This window comes from Vallitalea pronyensis (genome assembly GCF_018141445.1).
In the GTDB taxonomy this organism is placed as follows: Bacteria; Bacillota; Clostridia; order Lachnospirales; family Vallitaleaceae; genus Vallitalea; species Vallitalea pronyensis.
In genome coordinates this window covers 1,184,105-1,204,647 of sequence record NZ_CP058649.1, presented here as the reverse complement: position 1 = coordinate 1,204,647, position 20,543 = coordinate 1,184,105, and the positions used below count along the sequence as shown (strand labels likewise).

Sequence of the window (20,543 nt, the reverse complement as noted above, 5' to 3'; positions counted from 1 at the left end):
CAGAAAAATTGTCGGAGACAATTCAAATTTAACAAATTATTATCTCTCTATAGACGATATGGTAATCCTTATGATCTATAGGCCAATTGCAGTTGAAGAAGTTATTTGACGGTTTGATTATGAAATCAAAAAGATCATATCCCATTCAGGGTCCTCTTCTTGCATTATCCCTGCTAATACGGTGAATACTCCTGCTGCACCATCTAATAGGCCAGCAATATTTTGTATCGCACCATCCTCTTTTTCTTGATACCCATAGGGTGCATCTGGCTGCCATCGTTCCAATACTTGTACCAATAATCGATCCCGTAACTGACCAATAAGTTCATCACCGCTTTCGGCATACATACGCTGAACCATTTGGAGCAGTCCTGCTCGCCCATGGCAAAATGTGTCCGATTCAATATGCCACTTCTCTTCTGGTCGTCTAGCTGTTCCTCTGTAGGTATCAAGTGCTAGCTCCTTCCACTGATGGTTATGAAGAACCGTACCACTTAACCATAGTGCTCTCCCAACACCGGGGCTTCCATAACACCATGCCTCCCGTGGTACAACATATGTCAGTGTTCCTTTCTGATTCTCTTCCCAAGACACCCTTGCTGGCCAAAGCGGTCCATAAACATCATGTTCTTTCCACTTCATAAGCCATGTAGCAATTTTATCCATGGCTTCACGCTGCCCTGCCACTTCAACACCTTTCATAAGTGCAATGGCCATCAATGCCAGAACCCCTGGGATGCCGTGTGACATGCCACAATTAAAGTGGCCATTTGGATAATCTTCACGATCATGTCCATAATACCTATCGTATGAAACCAGCCATCCAGGCACATCTAACCCTTTATAAGAACGGTCTTCACATAATTTCACCATATAGGAAAGAATCTGTTCCAATGCTTGTCTCATGGGTTGTTGTTCTATAAAACAGAGCACATAACGACCAATACCGCTCATACCTTGAATAACATCAAATTCATGCAACGAAGGTCCTTCCTCTAGCTTGGATTCCATATATGCCATCATATTTGGAAAGGAATTGATGAAACACGTATTTAATTCATGCATAAAATGCTTGTAGCGTTGACCATTTCGAGATAAGGACCTTGCTGCAACAACGATGCCAGCTAATCCCGACCAAAGTCCAAATTCAGATATACCATCTTTCATGATTATTTTTTGTATTTCCTGCATATACGTATGGCCAATAAGGTCCCAACCATCATCTGGATTAGCCTTGTCTAAAATTCCGAATAACACGCAAAACCCACAATAGCCCCTACCTAAATCGATAGAAGACCAAGGCACAAAGCTAGCTCCTGATGCTTGACGTTCCTGTATGAGGGTAAGCATATCTTTCTCAATCTGTTCAAGGTTGACTAATCTCTTTGCACCTTCATTGACGATACCCTGTATCTTATCACCGATTACTTTATCTGTTACACTAGCCCACATCATACTGCACTTCCTCCTTTTCACCCTCGCTGTATGCGGCAAGCTGCATGTTATAGAGATACGCATACACACCGTCTTTTGCTATCAGCTCTTGATGACTTCCCAATTCAATGACTTTACCTTGATCCATCATGACAATATGATCTGCATACTTAATAGACGTGTAACGATGGGAAATAAAGATGCCTATATGTTGATGGATTAACTCTCTGAACTTTTCAAATACATCTCGCTCAGATTCTGGGTCTAACATGGAACTGGGTTCATCCAGAATATACACATCGGCTTGACGCATAAAAGCACGTGCAATAGCGACCCGTTGCCATTGTCCACCTGAGAGCTGAGAACCTTGTTCAAATAATCTCCCAATCTGTGTATCCAGTTCTTGTGGTAAATCTTCTACCAAAGAATCGATCCCTGCTCTCTTTGCAGCTTCCATTATTACATCATCCGAGTCAAGACGGTTAACATGCCCAAAACCAATATTGTGCCGCATGTTTAATTCATATTGAACAAAGTCTTGGAACACAACTGTCATACGCTGACGAAGTGCGTCTTGATCAAAAGAACGTATGGACATACCGTTAATCAAAATATCCCCTTCAAATTCATCATATAGCTGGGTTAAAAGCTTGATGAGGGTGGTCTTGCCTGAACCATTTCGCCCAACGATGGCAATGGTTTCGCCTGGCTTTATCTTGAAGCTGACATGACGAAGGGCATAGTTGGGATTATCAGGATATTGAAAGGATACATTTTTAAATTCAATGGTCTCAATAGCTGGAACATCCACGCACTTTTCTTTCACCACTTTCTTCACCTTTAAATCTAGAAAGACAAAAAGCTGTTTTAGATACAGGTTATGCTGACATAATGAAAGTATGCCAGAAATAAGTGATTGTGAATTACTTTGTGTCATGGTTATGGTTTGTGTTAATGCTACCACCGTACCTATTTCTATCTCTTGAAAAAAAGCAGCCCTTAGCACAACGAACATCATTAAACCATTCACCATAAGATTAATGAATTGAAAGAGAATACCCACGTTTAACCTTTTTTTAGCAATGTGTTTATCTTCACAATAAAAGCCTCTAAAGAGTTTGTTGTAGCATCCAAGCAAATATTTCCCCAATTGATACAGCTTCACTTCTTTAAAGTTTTTATCATTTGTCATCAAAAAAGAGTAATACCATGCCTTTCTCATCTTAGGAATGCGTTTGAATTGAAGTAAAAATTCTTGTTGACCAATCCTTAGAAAAGAATAAAAAGATGTAAAAGGAATAATAAGCAATATAAATGCCATCCACCATCTAAAAACAATCAGGATACCAGCTGCTGAAAATAGTGTAACGACACCACTAATGAGCGCTAACATCTGTTGCATGATTTGATAGGGCCGATGACCTGCCTCATTCTGTGCAAGCTTAAGGGCATCTTGTACACCTGCATTCTCAAAATCCTTCAATGATAGAGATATGGATTTTTCCATGATCAATCGATTAATTCTATTCATCAACAATACTTTGAATAAGCTCTCTAGGTAACTCTGAGCTAAACTCAATAATTGACTTAAAAGGGTAAATCCAACCAACCCTCCAAATGCCCATAGAACGACATTAAAACCTGTATTCCATGAATATGTAATGGCATTAATCAAGTTCTTTGTTAGAATCAAGACAATGATTGGTGAAACACCGTGAAACAGGTTCAATACCATGATGGCCACTAAACCCTTTGCATTTGTTGCCCAAAGCAACCGCATAATACGGGGCCAATAACGAAATGATTTGATGATATTGGCAACAGACATGATGCTTGATTCTTCTTCTTTACGAATAGCCATTATTTTCACCTCCCACGTAAGTAAACTAAATTGTGTAATGTATGACGGGCTAAGGTAAGCACTCTTATTTCATCCTCTCTATCAATGCCATATAAGCGGTTAATATGCAGGTGTATAAGACTATGCATGGCATTAAGGCGCTTCACATAATACGTTTGGCTGTTTTCTTTCTGGGCTAATTGCACACCATAGTCATGTAATAGGGTGCGCCTTGCCTGAAATGCTGGTATAAGCACTTCTCCTGCTTTATGACTTTTCAGCCCCTCAAATGCGTTTCGAGCATCCGCCAGCTTCATATAGAGTGAACGCTGTGATCGAAACACATCAAGATAGGCTTTATAGTTAACCATTTCATCCAGAAAAGCTAGCTGTTCATCAAAGCTTATACCAAATTGTTCCATGATATCAATGACACTAATGACGACTAACATATCTTTATGGATAGGCAAAAGACCTTGTTCTTTTAATCGAAGCCACTCCATAATTATGCTGCTATCCATGCAAAACCACTGATGTGCCATGCCCATGCATTCAGGACCTCCATAGCGTTCAATTTCAGGGTCATAGGTGTCGATCATTATCTGAGAGAGCATACCCTCTTGTAAACATTTGCTGGCAAACTGATGCAATTGGGGCATGAACGTACCCATTAGCTGTTGAGGTTCACCTAAAAAACGTAATCTTATATGCTGTTCAGGATCTGCATATCGTATAAAGAAACTTGATTTTACCCATTGACGTTGTTGTGCCATAAGGCAGAATTCTCTTAGCTGTCCACCCAAAAACTCCTCAAAACGCTTACCAGTACCATACCATTTCACATATAACCATTCACTTCCTGGTAGTTTATAACGTTGTGGATGGCTTACTGCCTGGGCATGCTTTTTAGGTATGGGTTTTCGACCATGGGCCATGTTATTGATCACAGGAAACACAAACTCCATATAGTGTCTGCCATCACCTGTTTCTGGTAATGCATCTAATGCATGCCCTATCTCGGTTAATACAATACCTTGTCCAAACCCAAGTTTACAAAACTCACGTCGTATTTCGTCCACGTGTTCATCCTCATCTAAGTCTAGCAATAATCGATTATCTGTCTGTGTTAAGTAGACATAGCGGGGAAGCTTCCATTCCCTTCTATAGGTCTGAAATTTATTTGTCCATTCTTCTTGACTCATATTGACTTTGTATTCCAACGTTTCTTCATTAAGCATCCATCTTGCTGCTGATAAAACACAACGACCATACCGAATACGTGGAAGAAAAGGCAGGGTGTTTAGCTCCCCCCAATGAAACTGTTCAATGTTTCTTTGGCGCTCTTGGGATAATTCTCGTATAAATCGATAGCAGTTTGGTGAACGAGAGGCATTAAACATATGATTTGAAACAGCGATTACTTCTTTATTATGTTTCAATGAGCGCAGGTAAAATCCCTGTTCATCAACACCCACAACCAAGTCATCCAAAGAGATGGTCTGTTCAGATGCCTTGGAAGATGTTGTACCCATGACAATCTGATAATGACGATTATCGTAGGTTAATACCACATTGGCAGCTCTACCTTCAATGGGTAAATAAACAATCTCAGCCAATATGACATCATCACACAATTTTTGTTCTAATGTATCAATCTCTTTAAGATGAGCAGTAAACTCACTATCCATCATATCTGTAAACCGTCCAATGGACCTGCCCGCACCATAAGAAAGAGCTGTTGCACCCGTTAACAACTGATAGTCACCTGCCTCTACAGCTTCTTTTGAATCCGCTGTCAATGAAAAAAATAATTCAAAAGAACGAGGTGCATGACGGTCATCAACTGTTTCTTCTATTGCTGCTATTTTATCCTCATCAAGAACAAGTTCCTGTTCTCCTCTTAATAGGACTTGAGTTAACCATTGTGATAACAAATAATGCTTACGTTGTTGAAAAGCTCTATTATCTTGTGTCATTTCCCGCTTGGAAGGAGGATATTCATAAGTAGCGGGTGCCCCTAATCCAATGTCTTCATTCAATAACGTCAATAGTGGCACTTCTCTTGCCATACCATATGTGTTAATAAAATCATGACGATATCCTTGCATATGGGATAATCCCAATTGGTGTGGACTCATTCTCCACAATACTCCTGCCACCTTCTCCACTTCTTTCTTAACGGAAGTCGGTAACATCACATCATCTGTTTGGACTCTCAGATCAACTTGTACATAATTCTTACAATCAGCCACTTGCTGCATCTTATGTATAAGCTGGCGATATAATCCTTCGCCTTCTCCCAGCTCCATCTCATCATACCTCTTTATCATCTGAGAAATTTCTTCTAGCTGAGACTTTAGTTCTTCTACCCCTTGTAAAGATGCCATACGTTCTAGTAAGTATTGTAATGGGTTACTATCTAATAGGGGTGGTCTTAAGTTGGACATAATAAGCTCTTGTTGAAAGAGCTGATAGACAAATTGGTTTATTTGCTCATGTGACGTATCGGGGTAATCATCATATAACCTGGACACCAATGCATGAAAGGTCTGAGGCGTCTTGGCAAGATTAAGAGCTTCCTTTACTGCAGAGGTTGTGCGCACAGATGTGGATTCCATTTCAAAATGTGCGCCACTTTCTCGTACATGACCTAAATGTGTGAGATATGGAATGTATGTCCTATTTCCCACTTCATAAGCCATGGTATTCCCCAAGACCGATAACTGTGAAATGATCTTAGGATCACCCTCCAATTGTGCGATAATTTTAAAGATCCAATCCATATCTGGACGGGTCCGTTTCTTATGGTATGCTGAAGATTTCAAGGTGACTCTATATGCATCACCATATTCACCATACGTCACGCCAGAAAATAAACCAAAAGGTGTTGGCCTTGTAGACATTCTAATGAGATAGCGTAAAAATGCTTTTGTCACTTGTTCCCGCTTTCTTTTGGGACTATCAACTGAAAGGTGTGTTAAGGCATCAAGAAGGGATATACTTGAAACGGCTATCGCTTCCCGAATCACGGGGTTTTGCATCTGTTTCTGTAATACTTCCAAAATTGACCCTTTGAAAGCGGTGAGTTCTTGTTCAAAAACATCGATGGGTAGAATGGGGGTTCGCAGTATAAAAAAATCAAGAACCCTAAATATACTTTCTGTAGCCATGGTATACTCCTTTCAACTTATGAAAATAATGTATGTGTTTTTATTTTGCTGGTATATGTGAAACATCAAAAAACACCATTAAGATGTTTTTTGATGTTTTTAAATGGATTAACAACTTGAAGTATGGGTATATCCACACATGTTTTGTCCTGTATAGCAATCAGATGTATAACAAGTTGAGGTATAACAACTGGAAGTGTAACAACTTGATGTATAGCAATCAGATGTATAAAGACCAAATGATGCTGTTCCATTAACTTTGTTAACTTGAACTTCTAAATCAAATGGATTCTTAGCCATGGTTAATCCTCCTTTCATAGATTAATTTCCTTATAAGGATTAAAATTTGATGAAAATATGTACTTACTTTTCAAACAATTCCTTAAATATGCATGCATCTAAATTATACATAGGTTAATATTAATAGTCAAATAGTTTTTATTTTTATTTTCTATTTATTTATGATATTATTTTTATTAATTTTAATATTTTTGTCTAATCTAAATCAAATTATTTTTGTGTGTTTTTCTGTTAAAATTTACAAATAAAAAACATATTGGCAATTTTATTACCAATATGTTTATAGAAACACTTATATCTTTATGACTTTTTATATGTGCTCTCCTGATCTATAGATTGACTTATTTCTTTTTTATAATCCTAATGAATATAAACATACCTAGTATACCCGCACATATAAGACCAAGATTCACAAAAAACGTAGTTTCATCCATTGCTTCTTCTTGTTCATGCATGTTACCTGGCATACCCTCTGGAAACTTATTTTTCATATCCTGAGGACTTCTACCTTCTGGCATTCTATTAGGGTCCATACCCTCTTGCATTTTGTCTGGGTTCATACCCTGTTGCATTCTATCTGTTTTCATATCTTCTGGTATACTTCCATCTTGCATATTAGGTTTCATGGCTTTATTCCCACGGTTCTTCATGGGATTACCATCTGCATCTGCTTGAGGATTTTCGCCATCTTGCCTCTGTCCCATAAGTGGTTTACCCTGACCATCTTGACCCATTGGCGGCCCACCTGCTTTGCCACCTCTGTTGTTCTTTCCTCCTGCATTGCCCTGACCATTATTGGTACTTGGTATGGTTCCATCCAATTGTTGCCGTACGTTACTGACACGCTTGTCGATAAAATCCAATAAGCCATAATTCACTAAGTCTGTATCACTAAAAACGGCTTCCTCAAATTCCTCAAAGGTATAGAAAGCTGTTGTGTCTGTTCTTACATACTCTTTGATCATCTCATAGGTGTTTGTTACTTTGTTGGTAATGGTATGTTCATCCAAGTAATCGTTCAATAAGGTAGTTATATAACCATGATACCTTTCCATATAGGCTTCATTGTCAAATATAGCCTTAATCAACGGGTAGTTATCCATGGCACCTGAAACAGGCTCATCAATTAAGAAAGCTACTGCTTGTTCATCCGTGCCACCTTTTGGGAAGCCGTTAAATGACATATTCAAATCCCAAGTAATCCATTCGAAGCGCCCATTATGATGATACAGATAATAGTTATGATACATGCCCCCTTGGTAAGCGTCCAAATGTACTGTTACGGTACTTACAGCTAGGTACTTGAGAAAACTGTCCACATGTAACACCGTTTCTAGGTCACTACCTTCTTGGATGACCTTCATGAAGTTAATGATTGCTTTATCATTGGTAGATACACCATTTTCGACCTCTAAGCTATAGTCATCAGGATCATCGGATATATATTTCAGGTCACTTCCTGCACCCATTTCTGGCTTATACAATTCACCAGTAGCATTCCCAAACCGATCTTCTAAAAAACTCTCATCCACCTGTTCAACGGCTAAGTACAAGCCAAAATAGACATCATTAATATAAAGGGCAGCGTAAGTGGTTCTTGATGCCTCTGCACCTAGTGTGTCTAACATGTCATAACTAAGATATTCTGCCATCATGGATGGATCACTGAATATATTGTTCAAATTAATCTTACTTATGCCATAGAGATTCTGCTCATCTACATAATAGTCAAAATTAACTTTTAAGCTAAACCGTTTGGTCTCATCGTTAGAAGAGGCTACATGTTTCAGACTGGAATTACCCTTTGGCCTAATGCCTACATCTTGATACTGATACCCGTTATAATCAATATCCGCTACCACATATTCTTCTTCCATGGCATGCTCAACCATGTACGTATAGTCTTCTTCATCTATGGTAATCTTAACATCAATGACACGGTCATGTGGAAACACCTCTTGATCAATGAGGTTGTTATTGGTGTCTATCAACTGACTGCTCACTGTAACAGCATCTACGATAAGTAATAACATGATGATAGCAATGGCAGACAGGATTATGGGTATTATGTTTCTTCCCTTCATATCATCACCCCACTTTAACTTGAAAACTCGTTACTGCTTACCAACATAGCACCGGATACTTGTTCTATTTTCAGTAAATCATTAACAAAAGACAATTCGTCCTCTTTGACACGTACTTCAATAGTTAATTCCATACCCGAAGACTGAACTGTTTTGGACCTTACAAGGTATTTATCTGTCCCTGACTTAATACGGTCTAATACTTGTTTTTCGGCTAATCCATCTGCCATATTGACTAATAACATATAGGGTGTCTCTTGCTTTGTTTGACGGGACATCACATAGAGAATGATGCCAAGAACCAACGAACCCACTATACCTAACATGTAGAACCCTGCTCCAATAATAATACCTGCTGCAATGGACCAGAACATAAACACAATGTCCATAGGGTCTTTGACTGCGCTACGAAAACGTACAATACTGAGTGCACCAACCATACCAAGGGATAAAACCACGTTGGATGTTACGGCTAGGATCACCAGTGATGTGACCATGGTCATCATGATTAAAGAAATATTAAAACTTTTGGTGTAGACCACACTTTGATACGTTTTTTTATAGATGTTAAATATAAAAACCCCTACCACAAAAGCTAAGAGTAACGTTAACCCAATGGATACGGCTGTGATGTTGGAACTGTTTTGTAAGAAACTGTCTTTTAAAATATCTTGAAAAGTTGTCATCATTGATTCCTCCTAATTTAAAATTGATAATTGTATTTCCTTGCCATGACATATTTTGAGGCAGCTGTTTGCGGTACATGCCCCATCTGTATTAAGCCTTGTATAAAATCCGGTATCACATGATTGAATTTTATCTCTACAATCACTTGCTGGTCCTCTATTGCTGGTACAAAGAAAGCCTGTTCGTTAAATAGATGAGTGTCCATATTGGATGTTCTTATATCCCGGTCAAAGGTGATGCGGAGATCCCCAACAGGATGTGTGTAAGCTTTTCTCGTATACCGAACAATCACTTTTGGTTTACATAAGCCATGACTCAAAGCCAAGTAGAATGCCTGATAAAGTGACTGTTCCTTCTGTACAAGAAAAGCATAGTCATTGGCTAGAATACGCTCTACTTCTTCTTTTGTCAGTGGCACCGATTCTTTCATGGTCATTTGATGTATTTTGGATTTCTTCTCAAGTCTAATAAAGCCATAATCGTTACCGTAATACCTTATTCTGTATTTATGCCTGATGGCTTCACCGTTTACCTTTTGAACATATGCCGTATTCACTGGATCGTCATAATATAAACTGGTTATTTGATAACCCTCTTCAGGACAATGCCGATCCCGCTGTAACACTTTCTTCATACGTTCTGATAGGATTTTATAGTCCAAAGGCGAAACGGTGTATTTTAGCTCATGCCTTTTGTTCAACATGTGAATCACCTTCCTTAACATTAACTTTACATTAACTTTACATAGTCAATGTCACAGCTATATCACAACTTTGTGTTAAAATATGAATAACCGTGATATAATTGTGACAATCCTATGACATAATAAAGAACAGAAATCATGCATTAAATAGATTAGAAAAAGGTGATGGCATGCATAAAAAAATATTAATAGCAGATGATGAGCTTCGTCTTCGCATCTTAATCGCTGATTTTCTCATTTTAGAGGGCTACACGGTTCTGGAAGCAAAAGATGGAAAGGAAGCCTTGGATATTTTTAGAAAAACACCGGATATAGAGATGGTCATTCTAGATGTGATGATGCCTTATTATGATGGCTGGCAGGTCTGTCGTGAAATCAGAAAAACAAGCCATGTACCCATTATTATGGTTACTGCAAAAGATACTGAGCCCGACGAATTAGTAGGTTTTACAGCAGGTGCTGATGAATACATTACGAAACCCTTTAGTCCCTCTATCTTTGTGGCTAGGGTTAATGCTCTCTATAATCGCACCTATCCTCACTATAAAAAAGATGTACTTATAAGAGGTGTCATCACCATTGATTTGCAGAAACATGCTGTGTCTGTGGATGGTGTGCTTATCAATCTGAGTCATACCGAGTATAAAATACTCACCTTCTTGATGGAAAATGAAGGTCGGGTGATGACCAGAGACAGTCTATTAGATCATGTATGGGGATATGATTATGATGGTACAGACCGAACAGTGGATACCCACATCAACCGATTACGTACCAAAATGCTTAACGGCGGCGACCATATCAAGACTGTCAGAGGCTATGGCTATAAATTCGAGGTGAATGCCCATGAACTCCATTAAGAAAAAATTGTTTTTACAGATTGGCTCCTTAATTGTCCTTCTCATTGGTTTGTTAATCTTAGCCAATACATTTTTACTTAAGCCTTTCTATATACAAAAGCAAAAGAAACAATTATTAAAACATTATGACGTCATTAACGCTATTGATGCTGACGGATATTCTGCGTCATATGATGTGTTAGGCGATATAGAAAACAAGTCCCATGTGAATATTATTATTAAAGATAACACCGGCGTTTTATATTCAACTAAATTCAATTTTTTAGATGACACCTTGATAGAACCTAAGCTAACCCCCCCACCACCAAAGCCTTATGTCATCGTGCAAGAAAAACCCATTAACCAACAGATTAACTGGGTATGGTCAGAAGATGAGCGAAAAACGAGATTTCTACAAATCGTTGGTACACTTGATAATAGCAACCGTATTAAAATCAGTATGCCATTAATGGCCATTAATCATAGTATTGATCTTGCTAACCAATTCACCCTGATTATTGGTATCTTATTGTTTGTGATTGGTATGTTCATTGCTTATGTTTTATCTCAGCATTTTACCAAGCCTATATTGGATATGAATCGAACCACCACTGCCCTTAAACATCTGCATTTTGGCACCGCTTGTCAAGTACGTTCCAAAGATGAGTTAGGCCAGTTAGCCCAGAGTATCAATGACATGTCCATTGAACTTAGAGATACCATTCATTCCCTTAATCACAGTAATAACGAGCTTCAAAAGGAAGTGAAAAAGCGTATTAAAATCGATGAAAAAAGAAAACAACTGCTAAGCAATGTATCTCATGAGTTAAAGACACCCATTGCTCTATTACAAGGTTATGCAGAGGGGCTCAAATTAAATGTGGCTAAGAACCATAATCGAACGGATTTTTACTGTGATGTGATTGTAGATGAAGCCAATAAGATGAACCAGTTGGTTCAAACCTTATTAAGTGTGAATCAAATTGAATTTGGTGATATTAAGATTCATGAAACGGACTTTGATATTGTGGATTTGGTACACTACATTGTGGATAAATATCATCAGCATTTTGAAGATCATCATCTACATGTATCGTTCCTCCCCCTTAATCAGCCCATAGGTGTGCATACGGATAGGCTAAAAGTGGAACAAGTCTTGACCAATTACATCAATAATGCGATTCAATATGTGGATGACCAGAAAATGATCAAGATACGTATGGTAGATAGGGAACATCATGTGCGTATAGAAGTGTATAACTCTTGTACTTCCATTCCAGAGGAAGAATTGGATAAATTGTGGGATAGTTTTTATAAGCTGGATAAAGCCCGTACAAGAGCATTAGGAGGTCATGGCCTTGGACTATCCATTGTTAAGGCTATCCAAGAAGCACTTGGTAATGGTTATGGGGTCGAACTGAATCCTAATGGGATTTGTTTTTGGTTTGAAGTGGCTAAATGTACGGAGGATTTATAAGTGATTCATTGATTCATTATTTTGTTTGATAATGTTATAAAAAGTCGATGGTTAAATTGTCAATCTATCGATTGTCTGATATACTTTTCATATGGTATGTATTGCATTTTTCAATCATAATTATCTTTTGTTTTATGTTTATGAAACAAAGATGATTAAAATTGCTTGCAGTATCAATAGAACATCACATATGAAAAGGGAGATTTGTCATGAAAAATAATCGAGTAAAAATTCTACTATCATTGGTTCTCGTATTGACGGTCATGAACATGAGTCATGCATCATCAACCCAAAAAGAGATACAAGCCATACAAGATCATGCCATCAACATGAGCCTTAATAAGCAGACATTCGTAGCAAAGGAAGAAGATGGCACCATATTAGCGCCTATTATTTATAACAATCGAACTTACCTTCCCGTAAGGCAATTAGCTGAGGCTATTGGTGTTTCTGTTGATTGGGATAACCAAACAAGAACCGTTATTTTACAACATGAGCAAAATACGAATAACACACCATACGCTTCTTTAATGGAAGAAAATCGATTATTAGAGAAAAAGATCGAAAGCCTAGAAGAAGATTTAAGAGAGGTTAATAAGGAACTGAATGCATTGAAAGAATCCGCAGAGCAAAAAGACTCTAGCGATAATGATACCGTTAGCAAAGAGGTTTTATATTGGTCAGGTGGTAACCTAAAATATGAAGGTGAACTATTAAATGATATGTATCATGGTGTTGGAAAGGCTTATCGGGACCAAGGACAACTGAAGTATGATGGGCAATGGAAAGAAGGCAAATACCATGGCTATGGTAAAAGTTATCTATTAGACGAACTCGAATATGATGGCCAATGGCAGGATGGGAAACGGCATGGTTCTGGTAAATATTATGTTCGTGGAAAGTTAATCTATGATGGTGAATGGAAGAACGGAAAACGGCATGGGACTGGAAAACTCCTTGATGATGGACAACTGGTCTACGAAGGCGGCTGGCAGGATAATGAATGGTATGGGTATGGTATCTGGTATGTGGATCCGGATCAAAAATATGGTTTTACATATGAAGGCGAATGGGATGGTGATGACCTTCATGGTACAGGTAAACAATATGACAAAGAAGGTAATATAGTATATATTGGTGAATGGAAATACAATAAAAAACATGGATTTGGTACTTGTTACTATAATGGTGCAATGAGTTATATCGGTGGTTTTAAAGAAGGCTCATATGATGGTTGGGGACTCTTTTTTGATGATCAAGGCATCTTTGATTATGAAGCTATTTCAGATGAGGGACGTGTTGTAGAAGTCCTTTCAAAGAATCTAAAACAAGTGAATATACCAGCCTATGTACCTATTGAAGTCATTTCAGGACAAGGTGAAACAGAAATTCATTATGAGGAAAGTTATATTCAAAATAATAATAACTTGTATATTGATGGTGAGGGGAATGAGATTTATAAGGAAATGCCTTAGGTGGTGGGTTTCGTTATAAGTAAATAGAAACATTAGTTTATGTTAAATTTAAAAGTAATGGAATAGCTATTTGTTAATCCATTACTTTTTTTAATAGTGATCTATTAAATGAGGATTATGTACTTAATTGATGTGGATAGCTATTTAGTTTATTGATATCACTTATAAAATAAAAGCATAATCACTAAAACAGCTAAGTATAGTTTCTTTAAAATAAATAGTGGATTGATAATATAATGTTACATTTATTTCTTACATATTTGTTCAAATAATGCAAGGTAAATGTATCAATACTTTGAGATACTATATGCAAAGGGGGATTATGATGGACTTTCTAAATAGGATGACAAAGGTAATAGATTATATTGAAGAGCATATCACCGAAGACTTTGACTTTAGTGATGTAGCAAAAATTGTATGTTGTGATATCTATCAATTTGGTAGAATATTTTCCTATGTTGTTGGTATATCTTTATCAGAATATATTCGTAACAGGCGGCTGTCTTGTGCAGCTATCGAACTTCAAACAGGTAAAGTAAAAGTAATAGATATTGCTTTGAAGTATGGTTACACTTCACCTGAGTCCTTCTCTCGAGCTTTTCGTCAAATGCAGGGTGTATCACCAAAAGAAGCGCGCTCTTTAGGTGTTAAACTAAGATTGTACCCTCGTATCACCTTTTATATTTCAGTTAAAGGAGATGTTGATATGGAATATCGCATTGAAGAAAAAGGTATTATCAAAGGTGTTGGCGTTGTCAAGAATTTTGGGAAATGGACAGCTAACAAAGATGCTGAAAACTGGAAAAAACAAATGGATGAATTGTGGTTGTTTTGGGAGTACTTTCTTAACTTTGGCATGAATAAAGTTATCCGCGATCGGTATAAGCTTTATCGTCAGCCTTTCTGGCAAATGGGGGTTACGTAAACTTTAGATAATGGTGATACTGTTTTATCCATTGGTGCAGAAGATGCAGGTGATGAGTATCCAGAACTAACACCTTTTGAAATTCCTGAAAGTACTTGGGCCGTTTTTAAGGCAAAAGGGACATTAAATCAAGATGTTCACCCTATTGGAGCTTTAACAACAAGGATTTATGGAGAATGGCTACCGTCTAGCGGATATGAAAAATCCATGAATTACTCAATGGAAGTATACGGACCTGGAGATACAAAATCTGATGAGTATATTTGTGAAATCTGGATTCATGTTAAAAAGAAATAAGTAGCCATATTAATACTTTTTTGCATGTATACAATTAAAATTAAGACAGAAGATAAATGTGTCTAGACAATTTGCTGTACAGACACATTTATCCTTTACTAAAAATTTGGCGATGATTGAATCAGCTTAAAATTATCTTTTAGGCTTCAAACTAATTATATGAATGTTACTTCCAGCATTTACATAGGTTGCAGATAAGAATATAATTAGTAAAAAAGGAGGATATGTAATATATTGAAAAAATGACGAATGGAGATAAGATATTTTCAGTCACTTGTAAGTGTTAAATGAAAGTACAATCACTAAAATGTTAAACTTAGTTTTTTATAATGAATTGTGGTATTGATAATTATTTGATATCATTCATTTTGTTGAGATCTCTTGTAGAGAAATATACATAAGATTAAACCTATAATAATTGCACCTATTGCCAAAGAATTAGTTGTTGAAAAATGGGGAACGGAATTAATCTGACCAAGGGCTGGTAAAAGGCTAGCTGTGAAAGTCGTTACTATCAATGTTATGAACCCTAAAAGCGATAATATACCAGATAAACAAAATCCAATACGATTCATTTGTAAATACTCCTTTTTTGAAAAGTTTTGTATTATTATATCATGTGGTATGTTCGAAATAAAGCTCATAATAACTAGATTTTAATGCTAATATATAGCCAGTTAGAAAAAAAGTTTAATACAGGTGTCTTTTTTATTAATGCACAATACATAGGAGGTAATATATGAAAAACATCTCAAATGAATGGGACAATGCTTCAAAAGAGTGGATTGATTGTGTAGAAATCAATCACTATAGAAAAAATATTTTAATACCTGAAACCTTAAAGATGCTTGGTAAAGTTAAAGGAAAAAAATTGATTGATATAGGCTGTGGTGAAGGTGGATACTCTAGATTACTAGCAGAAAAAGGTGCATGTGTTGTGGGCGTTGACTATTCCCAAGAATTAATCAATGAAGCTATAAAACGTAAAGCAACCTATGATATTCAATACTATGTTAAAGATGCTTGTTATCTTGAGGGGATTGAAAATGAATATTTTGATTTAGCTATTTCTACTATGTGCTTAATAGCATTCGAAGACTTGCAATCTGCTATGAAAGAATTATATCGTGTATTAAAACCAGGTGGTGAATGTGTGATATCAATATTACATCCTTGTTTCACACGGGAAGATTATTTTAGCGAAGGAGCATATACCGAGTCATTAAGTCAATTCTTCGGAAAACCAATAACATTTTGGCATAAGACTTTGAGTAAAACAATCAATTATATGATAAAAGCAGGGTTTAAGTTAGAGTTACTGAGTGAACCCATACTTGATAATAAAAACACTAATCGGAAAGATGATAAATTTAGTACGCCGATGTTTTTGCTGGTAAAATTAAAAAAGTAATTGCCGAGACTGTCATAAAAAGTGTGTAAAAAATCTCCTAATCCAACCTGGCTGTAACCTAAATAACAATGCCAGGAAGGAGATTTTACGAGATTAGAATCATGGATATATGGGGGTAGCTCTAAATTACAGGGCCTTTCAAATTACACACTCCCCCAGTTGCAGCAAACCTTTTTCTATATTGAATTTGTAGCTAAAAACGGTACTCTTTAATTCCTGCTTCAAAAGCTCGTTTATCATCATTTTCAATTCCATACAAAGCTTCCTGAAGCGCAAATGTATGCGTATATGCTTGTGCTCTCTCTAAGTAATCTCCAATACTTGAATATCCATTTTTCATAAGATTGACAAATTCTAAGCCATATCCAAATGGACCAATTAATGATGCTATATCACCTGCTGGGTCACCGATATGAGCAGACCCAAAATCTATTATTCCATTTATCGCATCTAATCTTTCATTTACAATGATATTGCTTGGCCCAAAATCTCCATGAACTAGGGTGTTCTTAAAACTGCTTTTGCTTAATGCACTAAAAATTACTTCAAAATCATGAGTAACATTCTTCACAGCATCTTCCTTCATGTAAAAAAATAATTTCTCCTTTATCCTATCATATAAATCTAACCATTTCTTTCTTACATCAACTGAGTAAAATAATGAATCTACTTGTTTTAGTATCTGCTCTGAATGTAGTTTTTTCAAAAATAATGCTAATTGGTCTGCTAATTTTTCCTTATTCTGCGCTTTTGCAAAAACATCTTTCTTCATAACTAATCCGCGAATCAAGGGATATCCAATAAAAGTATTATTTATATCTTTTCCAATAAAACTATATTGTGGGTTAGGTATGTTAAGAGGCAAACTCTCCCCTAACTTCATTAAAATTTTATACTCATCCTCTAGCGTTGCTCTATTCACTTCATTTCTTGGAAACCTAAAAATAACAGCATCATTAACTACTAAAATAATGTTATTCTGTCCCTCTTCAATAAATCTACTATTCGCTACCTTTATATTAGGATATTTTTTATTTATAACTTTTATATAGTCAATTGATTTTTTCATGCCTTAGATAGAACCTTTCTAAGATACTCTTCTTGAAGAATACTCATTGAAACTATACCATGCCACTTCCCGAAGCGAAATAATGCTTCTCTTGCTACGCCTTCTTCAATAAAGCCAATTGTTCTATATAAATTTATTGCTCTCTCATTAAATGTAAAAACTCGAAGATATATTCTATGAAGATTTAGTTCTTTAAATGCATAATCTAAAATCATAGTCGTCGCTTCTCGACCGATACCTTTTCCCCAAAATGACTTATCGCCAATATCTATTATAAATTCAGCATTGCGGTTATATGAATCGATTGAAATTAGAGATGTAATACCTATAGGTGTTGAATCCGTAATAGATTCAATAATAAATGTTTTAGCATTAGTACTTGTACTTATTCTATGAAAAAACTGCTTTGTATCATCTATAGACATCGCATCAAGATTTAAATATGTGTTTTCTACTACATCAAAATCATTACTCCATTTGTTGTAATATTCAATGTCTTTCTCTTCCATTTTTCTCAACAAAATTCTTTCACTCTTTAGTCTCATAATTTCCTCCTTCATTAACTTAGGAAAAGGCCCTTGTAAGAACTCCAAGAACCTTAAATCCAAATTTTTCGATTGTTTCTTTATTGTTTATATTTGAATACTTATCATTAAACGATTCTAATATATCTTTTGTCTTCTGTCAAGAATCGGACAACTTAAATTTAACAAACTATGTGAGCTTTAACAACAAGGATTATGGAGTATGACTACCATCTAGCGGATATGAAAAATCTATGAATTACTCAATGGAAGTATACAGACCTGGAGATACAAATCTGATGAGTATATTTGTGAAATCTGGATTCCTTTTAAAAAGAAATAGACTAGCCATATTAATACATGTTTTTGCATGTATCAATTAAAATCAAGACAAAAGATAAATGTGTCTAGACAATTTGCTGTAAAGACACATTTATCATTTACTAAAAATTTTATTCTTGGGTTCGACCATCCATAAAAATCAAAATCTCAACTTCACCTTAATTCCAGCATAAAAATCTCATAAGACGTATTATCTCTTACACTATCCAGAGACAATGAAAACTCTCCTGTTGATACCGGAAGATCCGGATAAAGACCTTTCACTTCAATATAAGATTAATCATAAGGCATCTTTGACATCACTGTAATAATCTCATCTTTAATCTGTTCAAGTTTAACCGTCTTCGTTTCGCTTCCTTCAACCAAAGGATTTTCATGGTAAGTAATTTCTAATGCCATCATACCACCTAGAATAGCAATTCGACTTGGAAATTCATTACCAGAATCAGTAAGCTGTACCGTTCTATTTCCTAGCTTATCATCATTAATACTCTCCTGTTGTGGAACGACCACTAACTGGTATTTGGAATAATCCATGTACATCTCCTCATCTAAAGAAAACAGTGTTTCATTTGTAAACCTAGACAAGTTGTTTTCCAATTCACTCTGATCGGATGTCGTATTTGATAAAATGTCTATATTGCTAATTTCGATAGACGTGCTTCCTGAAGTTCCCCATGCACCATGTATTTCTATCTTATTAATCGTACAAGCAATTTCCAATTCTCCATTTTCTTTTAGTGATTCATGGGCTGATTGAGGTAATTCTTTAATCCACTTCTGATCAAAACAACTAAATCTAATATGCGTACTTATAGTCAACTCATCATCAATTCTAATGGGATAATCTAAAAATGCTTCATCTGAAGTGAAACAATACATTTGATACAAACCATCAAACCTAATTCTTCCCTTCTGGGTAATTTCCCCTTCTAGTATCAAAGAGAACTCGCCCATTTTTATATAGGACACCTCTACAACCTTAAACTCTTCTAATTTCTCTACACTCATCAACTGTTCAAGCTCATATCTCCCATCAGATACTAGAGCTTCGTTAGCTGCATCTTTTGTAACGAACTTAGATTCTAGTTGTTGCACTTCATATGCGTTCGTTTCATTATTATAATAATACCCATCGCATGTCTTTAATAGCAATTTACCATCAATATCCGTTTCCATATACGTATAATCAAAGGCAAACCATATATCTTCACCGTTATTAAATTTACCTGACCTGTCAATCAGCTCACTTGATATCTCTATTGGTTTACCATTTGGATAATCATCATGAGCTATGGTGTCATGTCCTTCTAAATCGAGAGCCACCCCTGTAAATGCAATTTCTCCATCAACATATCTGTAGATTTTCAAGAACTTCTTATAAACGCCTGTACCTCCACCTGCACCTCTAAAGATGATAAAATTACCTTCCTTGACAATACTTTGCTCATTTTTTGAATACTCTTCAAATTCATCAATAAGTTCATATCCATTTTCTGTAACCGTTACAAAAGCAATGTCATAAAAACCATCTTTGTTTGGCGAATAAACAACGACATCCTCTTTTCCATCTTCATTAAAATCTTCATATGTAAATGTCAGTTCATTCATTCCTCTCTCCTTAGAATAACTGTCGCTTACATCAAATTGTTGAAATATAAAGTCCATGACGGATTCTTTATCAGTAATAGTAATATCATCAACTTTCTTCTCCTCTTCTGTTTGCTCCTCTTGTTTTTTGTCTTCCAGCTCGGCTTTCATTTCTTCTTTCGCCTTCTGCTCCGCTTCCATTGCAGCTCTATTTTCTGCCCTTAAAACTTCTTCTGTTTTTTTACTATCATTGGAACTACACCCTGTCACCACCAATAATAAAGTCAAAATCCCATATATTAATTTTCTCATATACACCCTCCAGGTTCATTTTGACCTTAGTATAACACACCTAATAGAACCAAAATCAAATGCT

The 20,543-nt window shown here is 36.2% G+C and carries 16 protein-coding genes; 6 read left to right on the top strand and 10 right to left on the bottom strand.

Going from position 1 to position 20,543, the window contains the following annotated elements:
- Positions 1–117 precede the first annotated feature (117 nt).
- The 7 genes from HZI73_RS04965 to HZI73_RS04935 all read right to left on the bottom strand — a co-directional run bounded on the left by HZI73_RS04965 (position 118) and on the right by HZI73_RS04935 (position 10,218).
- Entirely contained in the window at positions 118–1,455 is a 1,338-nt protein-coding gene (locus HZI73_RS04965) for a lanthionine synthetase C family protein (protein ID WP_212697154.1), read from the bottom strand.
- Positions 1,442–3,295 carry an ABC transporter ATP-binding protein gene (locus HZI73_RS04960; RefSeq protein WP_212697153.1) on the bottom strand — a complete coding sequence of 618 codons (1,854 nt, stop codon included), beginning with the start codon at positions 3,293–3,295 and terminating at the stop codon, positions 1,442–1,444. Before HZI73_RS04960 ends, HZI73_RS04965 begins: the two co-directional genes overlap by 14 nt.
- Positions 3,296–3,300: 5 nt before the next feature.
- Positions 3,301–6,444, bottom strand: a complete 3,144-nt coding sequence (locus HZI73_RS04955; protein WP_212697152.1) for a lantibiotic dehydratase — start codon at positions 6,442–6,444, stop codon at positions 3,301–3,303.
- Between the two features lie 108 nt (positions 6,445–6,552).
- Positions 6,553–6,744, bottom strand: coding sequence for an elgicin/penisin family lantibiotic (locus tag HZI73_RS04950; protein ID WP_212697151.1), 192 nt, complete (start codon positions 6,742–6,744; stop codon positions 6,553–6,555).
- A gap of 341 nt (positions 6,745–7,085) precedes the next feature.
- Positions 7,086–8,828: a CotH kinase family protein gene (locus tag HZI73_RS04945; protein ID WP_212697150.1), complete on the bottom strand. Its 1,743-nt coding sequence runs from the start codon at positions 8,826–8,828 to the stop codon at positions 7,086–7,088.
- A 14-nt stretch (positions 8,829–8,842) separates the two neighbouring features.
- Positions 8,843–9,517: a DUF4956 domain-containing protein gene (locus tag HZI73_RS04940; RefSeq protein ID WP_212697149.1), complete on the bottom strand. Its 675-nt coding sequence runs from the start codon at positions 9,515–9,517 to the stop codon at positions 8,843–8,845.
- Positions 9,518–9,531: 14 nt separating this feature from the next.
- On the bottom strand, positions 9,532–10,218 hold the full coding sequence (locus HZI73_RS04935; RefSeq protein WP_212697148.1) for a polyphosphate polymerase domain-containing protein: 687 nt from the start codon (positions 10,216–10,218) through the stop codon (positions 9,532–9,534).
- Positions 10,219–10,388: 170 nt separating this feature from the next.
- On the opposite strand from HZI73_RS04935, the gene HZI73_RS04930 reads away from it, so the two are divergent.
- The 6 genes from HZI73_RS04930 to HZI73_RS04905 all read left to right on the top strand — a co-directional run bounded on the left by HZI73_RS04930 (position 10,389) and on the right by HZI73_RS04905 (position 16,642).
- Entirely contained in the window at positions 10,389–11,078 is a 690-nt protein-coding gene (locus tag HZI73_RS04930; protein WP_212697147.1) for a response regulator transcription factor, read from the top strand.
- Entirely contained in the window at positions 11,065–12,534 is a 1,470-nt protein-coding gene (locus HZI73_RS04925) for a sensor histidine kinase (RefSeq protein ID WP_212697146.1), read from the top strand. Before HZI73_RS04930 ends, HZI73_RS04925 begins: the two co-directional genes overlap by 14 nt.
- A 209-nt stretch (positions 12,535–12,743) precedes the next feature.
- Positions 12,744–14,009: a copper amine oxidase N-terminal domain-containing protein gene (locus HZI73_RS04920; RefSeq protein WP_212697145.1), complete on the top strand. Its 1,266-nt coding sequence runs from the start codon at positions 12,744–12,746 to the stop codon at positions 14,007–14,009.
- A gap of 343 nt (positions 14,010–14,352) precedes the next feature.
- Positions 14,353–14,934, top strand: a complete 582-nt coding sequence (locus HZI73_RS04915; protein WP_212697144.1) for a helix-turn-helix transcriptional regulator — start codon at positions 14,353–14,355, stop codon at positions 14,932–14,934.
- A gap of 30 nt (positions 14,935–14,964) precedes the next feature.
- On the top strand, positions 14,965–15,231 hold the full coding sequence (locus tag HZI73_RS26845) for a GyrI-like domain-containing protein (protein WP_212698699.1): 267 nt from the start codon (positions 14,965–14,967) through the stop codon (positions 15,229–15,231).
- A 739-nt stretch (positions 15,232–15,970) separates the two neighbouring features.
- The gene (locus HZI73_RS04905) at positions 15,971–16,642 is read left to right on the top strand and encodes a class I SAM-dependent methyltransferase (RefSeq protein ID WP_212697143.1); all 672 of its coding nucleotides are present in this window, start codon (positions 15,971–15,973) and stop codon (positions 16,640–16,642) included.
- Between the two features lie 193 nt (positions 16,643–16,835).
- On the opposite strand, the gene HZI73_RS04900 is transcribed toward HZI73_RS04905, so the two are convergent.
- From HZI73_RS04900 to HZI73_RS04890, 3 genes are all read right to left on the bottom strand, one after another.
- Positions 16,836–17,711: an aminoglycoside phosphotransferase family protein gene (locus tag HZI73_RS04900; protein ID WP_212697142.1), complete on the bottom strand. Its 876-nt coding sequence runs from the start codon at positions 17,709–17,711 to the stop codon at positions 16,836–16,838.
- On the bottom strand, positions 17,708–18,256 hold the full coding sequence (locus HZI73_RS04895) for a GNAT family N-acetyltransferase (RefSeq protein WP_212697141.1): 549 nt from the start codon (positions 18,254–18,256) through the stop codon (positions 17,708–17,710). The genes HZI73_RS04900 and HZI73_RS04895 overlap by 4 nt, the downstream gene beginning before the upstream one ends.
- Before the next feature lie 597 nt (positions 18,257–18,853).
- Positions 18,854–20,479, bottom strand: a complete 1,626-nt coding sequence (locus tag HZI73_RS04890; RefSeq protein WP_212697140.1) for a hypothetical protein — start codon at positions 20,477–20,479, stop codon at positions 18,854–18,856.
- Between the last annotated feature and the right edge of the window lie 64 nt (positions 20,480–20,543).

Bases quoted from the DNA above. Each gene is read 5' to 3' on its own strand.
- HZI73_RS04965 (WP_212697154.1), bottom strand. From the start codon at position 1,455: ATGATGTGGGCTAGTGTAACAGATAAAGTAATCGGTGATAAGATACAG.
- HZI73_RS04960 (WP_212697153.1), bottom strand. From the start codon at position 3,295: ATGGCTATTCGTAAAGAAGAAGAATCAAGCATCATGTCTGTTGCCAAT.
- HZI73_RS04955 (WP_212697152.1), bottom strand. From the start codon at position 6,444: ATGGCTACAGAAAGTATATTTAGGGTTCTTGATTTTTTTATACTGCGA.
- HZI73_RS04950 (WP_212697151.1), bottom strand. From the start codon at position 6,744: ATGGCTAAGAATCCATTTGATTTAGAAGTTCAAGTTAACAAAGTTAAT.
- HZI73_RS04945 (WP_212697150.1), bottom strand. From the start codon at position 8,828: ATGAAGGGAAGAAACATAATACCCATAATCCTGTCTGCCATTGCTATC.
- HZI73_RS04940 (WP_212697149.1), bottom strand. From the start codon at position 9,517: ATGATGACAACTTTTCAAGATATTTTAAAAGACAGTTTCTTACAAAAC.
- HZI73_RS04935 (WP_212697148.1), bottom strand. From the start codon at position 10,218: ATGTTGAACAAAAGGCATGAGCTAAAATACACCGTTTCGCCTTTGGAC.
- HZI73_RS04930 (WP_212697147.1), top strand. From the start codon at position 10,389: ATGCATAAAAAAATATTAATAGCAGATGATGAGCTTCGTCTTCGCATC.
- HZI73_RS04925 (WP_212697146.1), top strand. From the start codon at position 11,065: ATGAACTCCATTAAGAAAAAATTGTTTTTACAGATTGGCTCCTTAATT.
- HZI73_RS04920 (WP_212697145.1), top strand. From the start codon at position 12,744: ATGAAAAATAATCGAGTAAAAATTCTACTATCATTGGTTCTCGTATTG.
- HZI73_RS04915 (WP_212697144.1), top strand. From the start codon at position 14,353: ATGACAAAGGTAATAGATTATATTGAAGAGCATATCACCGAAGACTTT.
- HZI73_RS04905 (WP_212697143.1), top strand. From the start codon at position 15,971: ATGAAAAACATCTCAAATGAATGGGACAATGCTTCAAAAGAGTGGATT.
- HZI73_RS04900 (WP_212697142.1), bottom strand. From the start codon at position 17,711: ATGAAAAAATCAATTGACTATATAAAAGTTATAAATAAAAAATATCCT.
- HZI73_RS04895 (WP_212697141.1), bottom strand. From the start codon at position 18,256: ATGAGACTAAAGAGTGAAAGAATTTTGTTGAGAAAAATGGAAGAGAAA.
- HZI73_RS04890 (WP_212697140.1), bottom strand. From the start codon at position 20,479: ATGAGAAAATTAATATATGGGATTTTGACTTTATTATTGGTGGTGACA.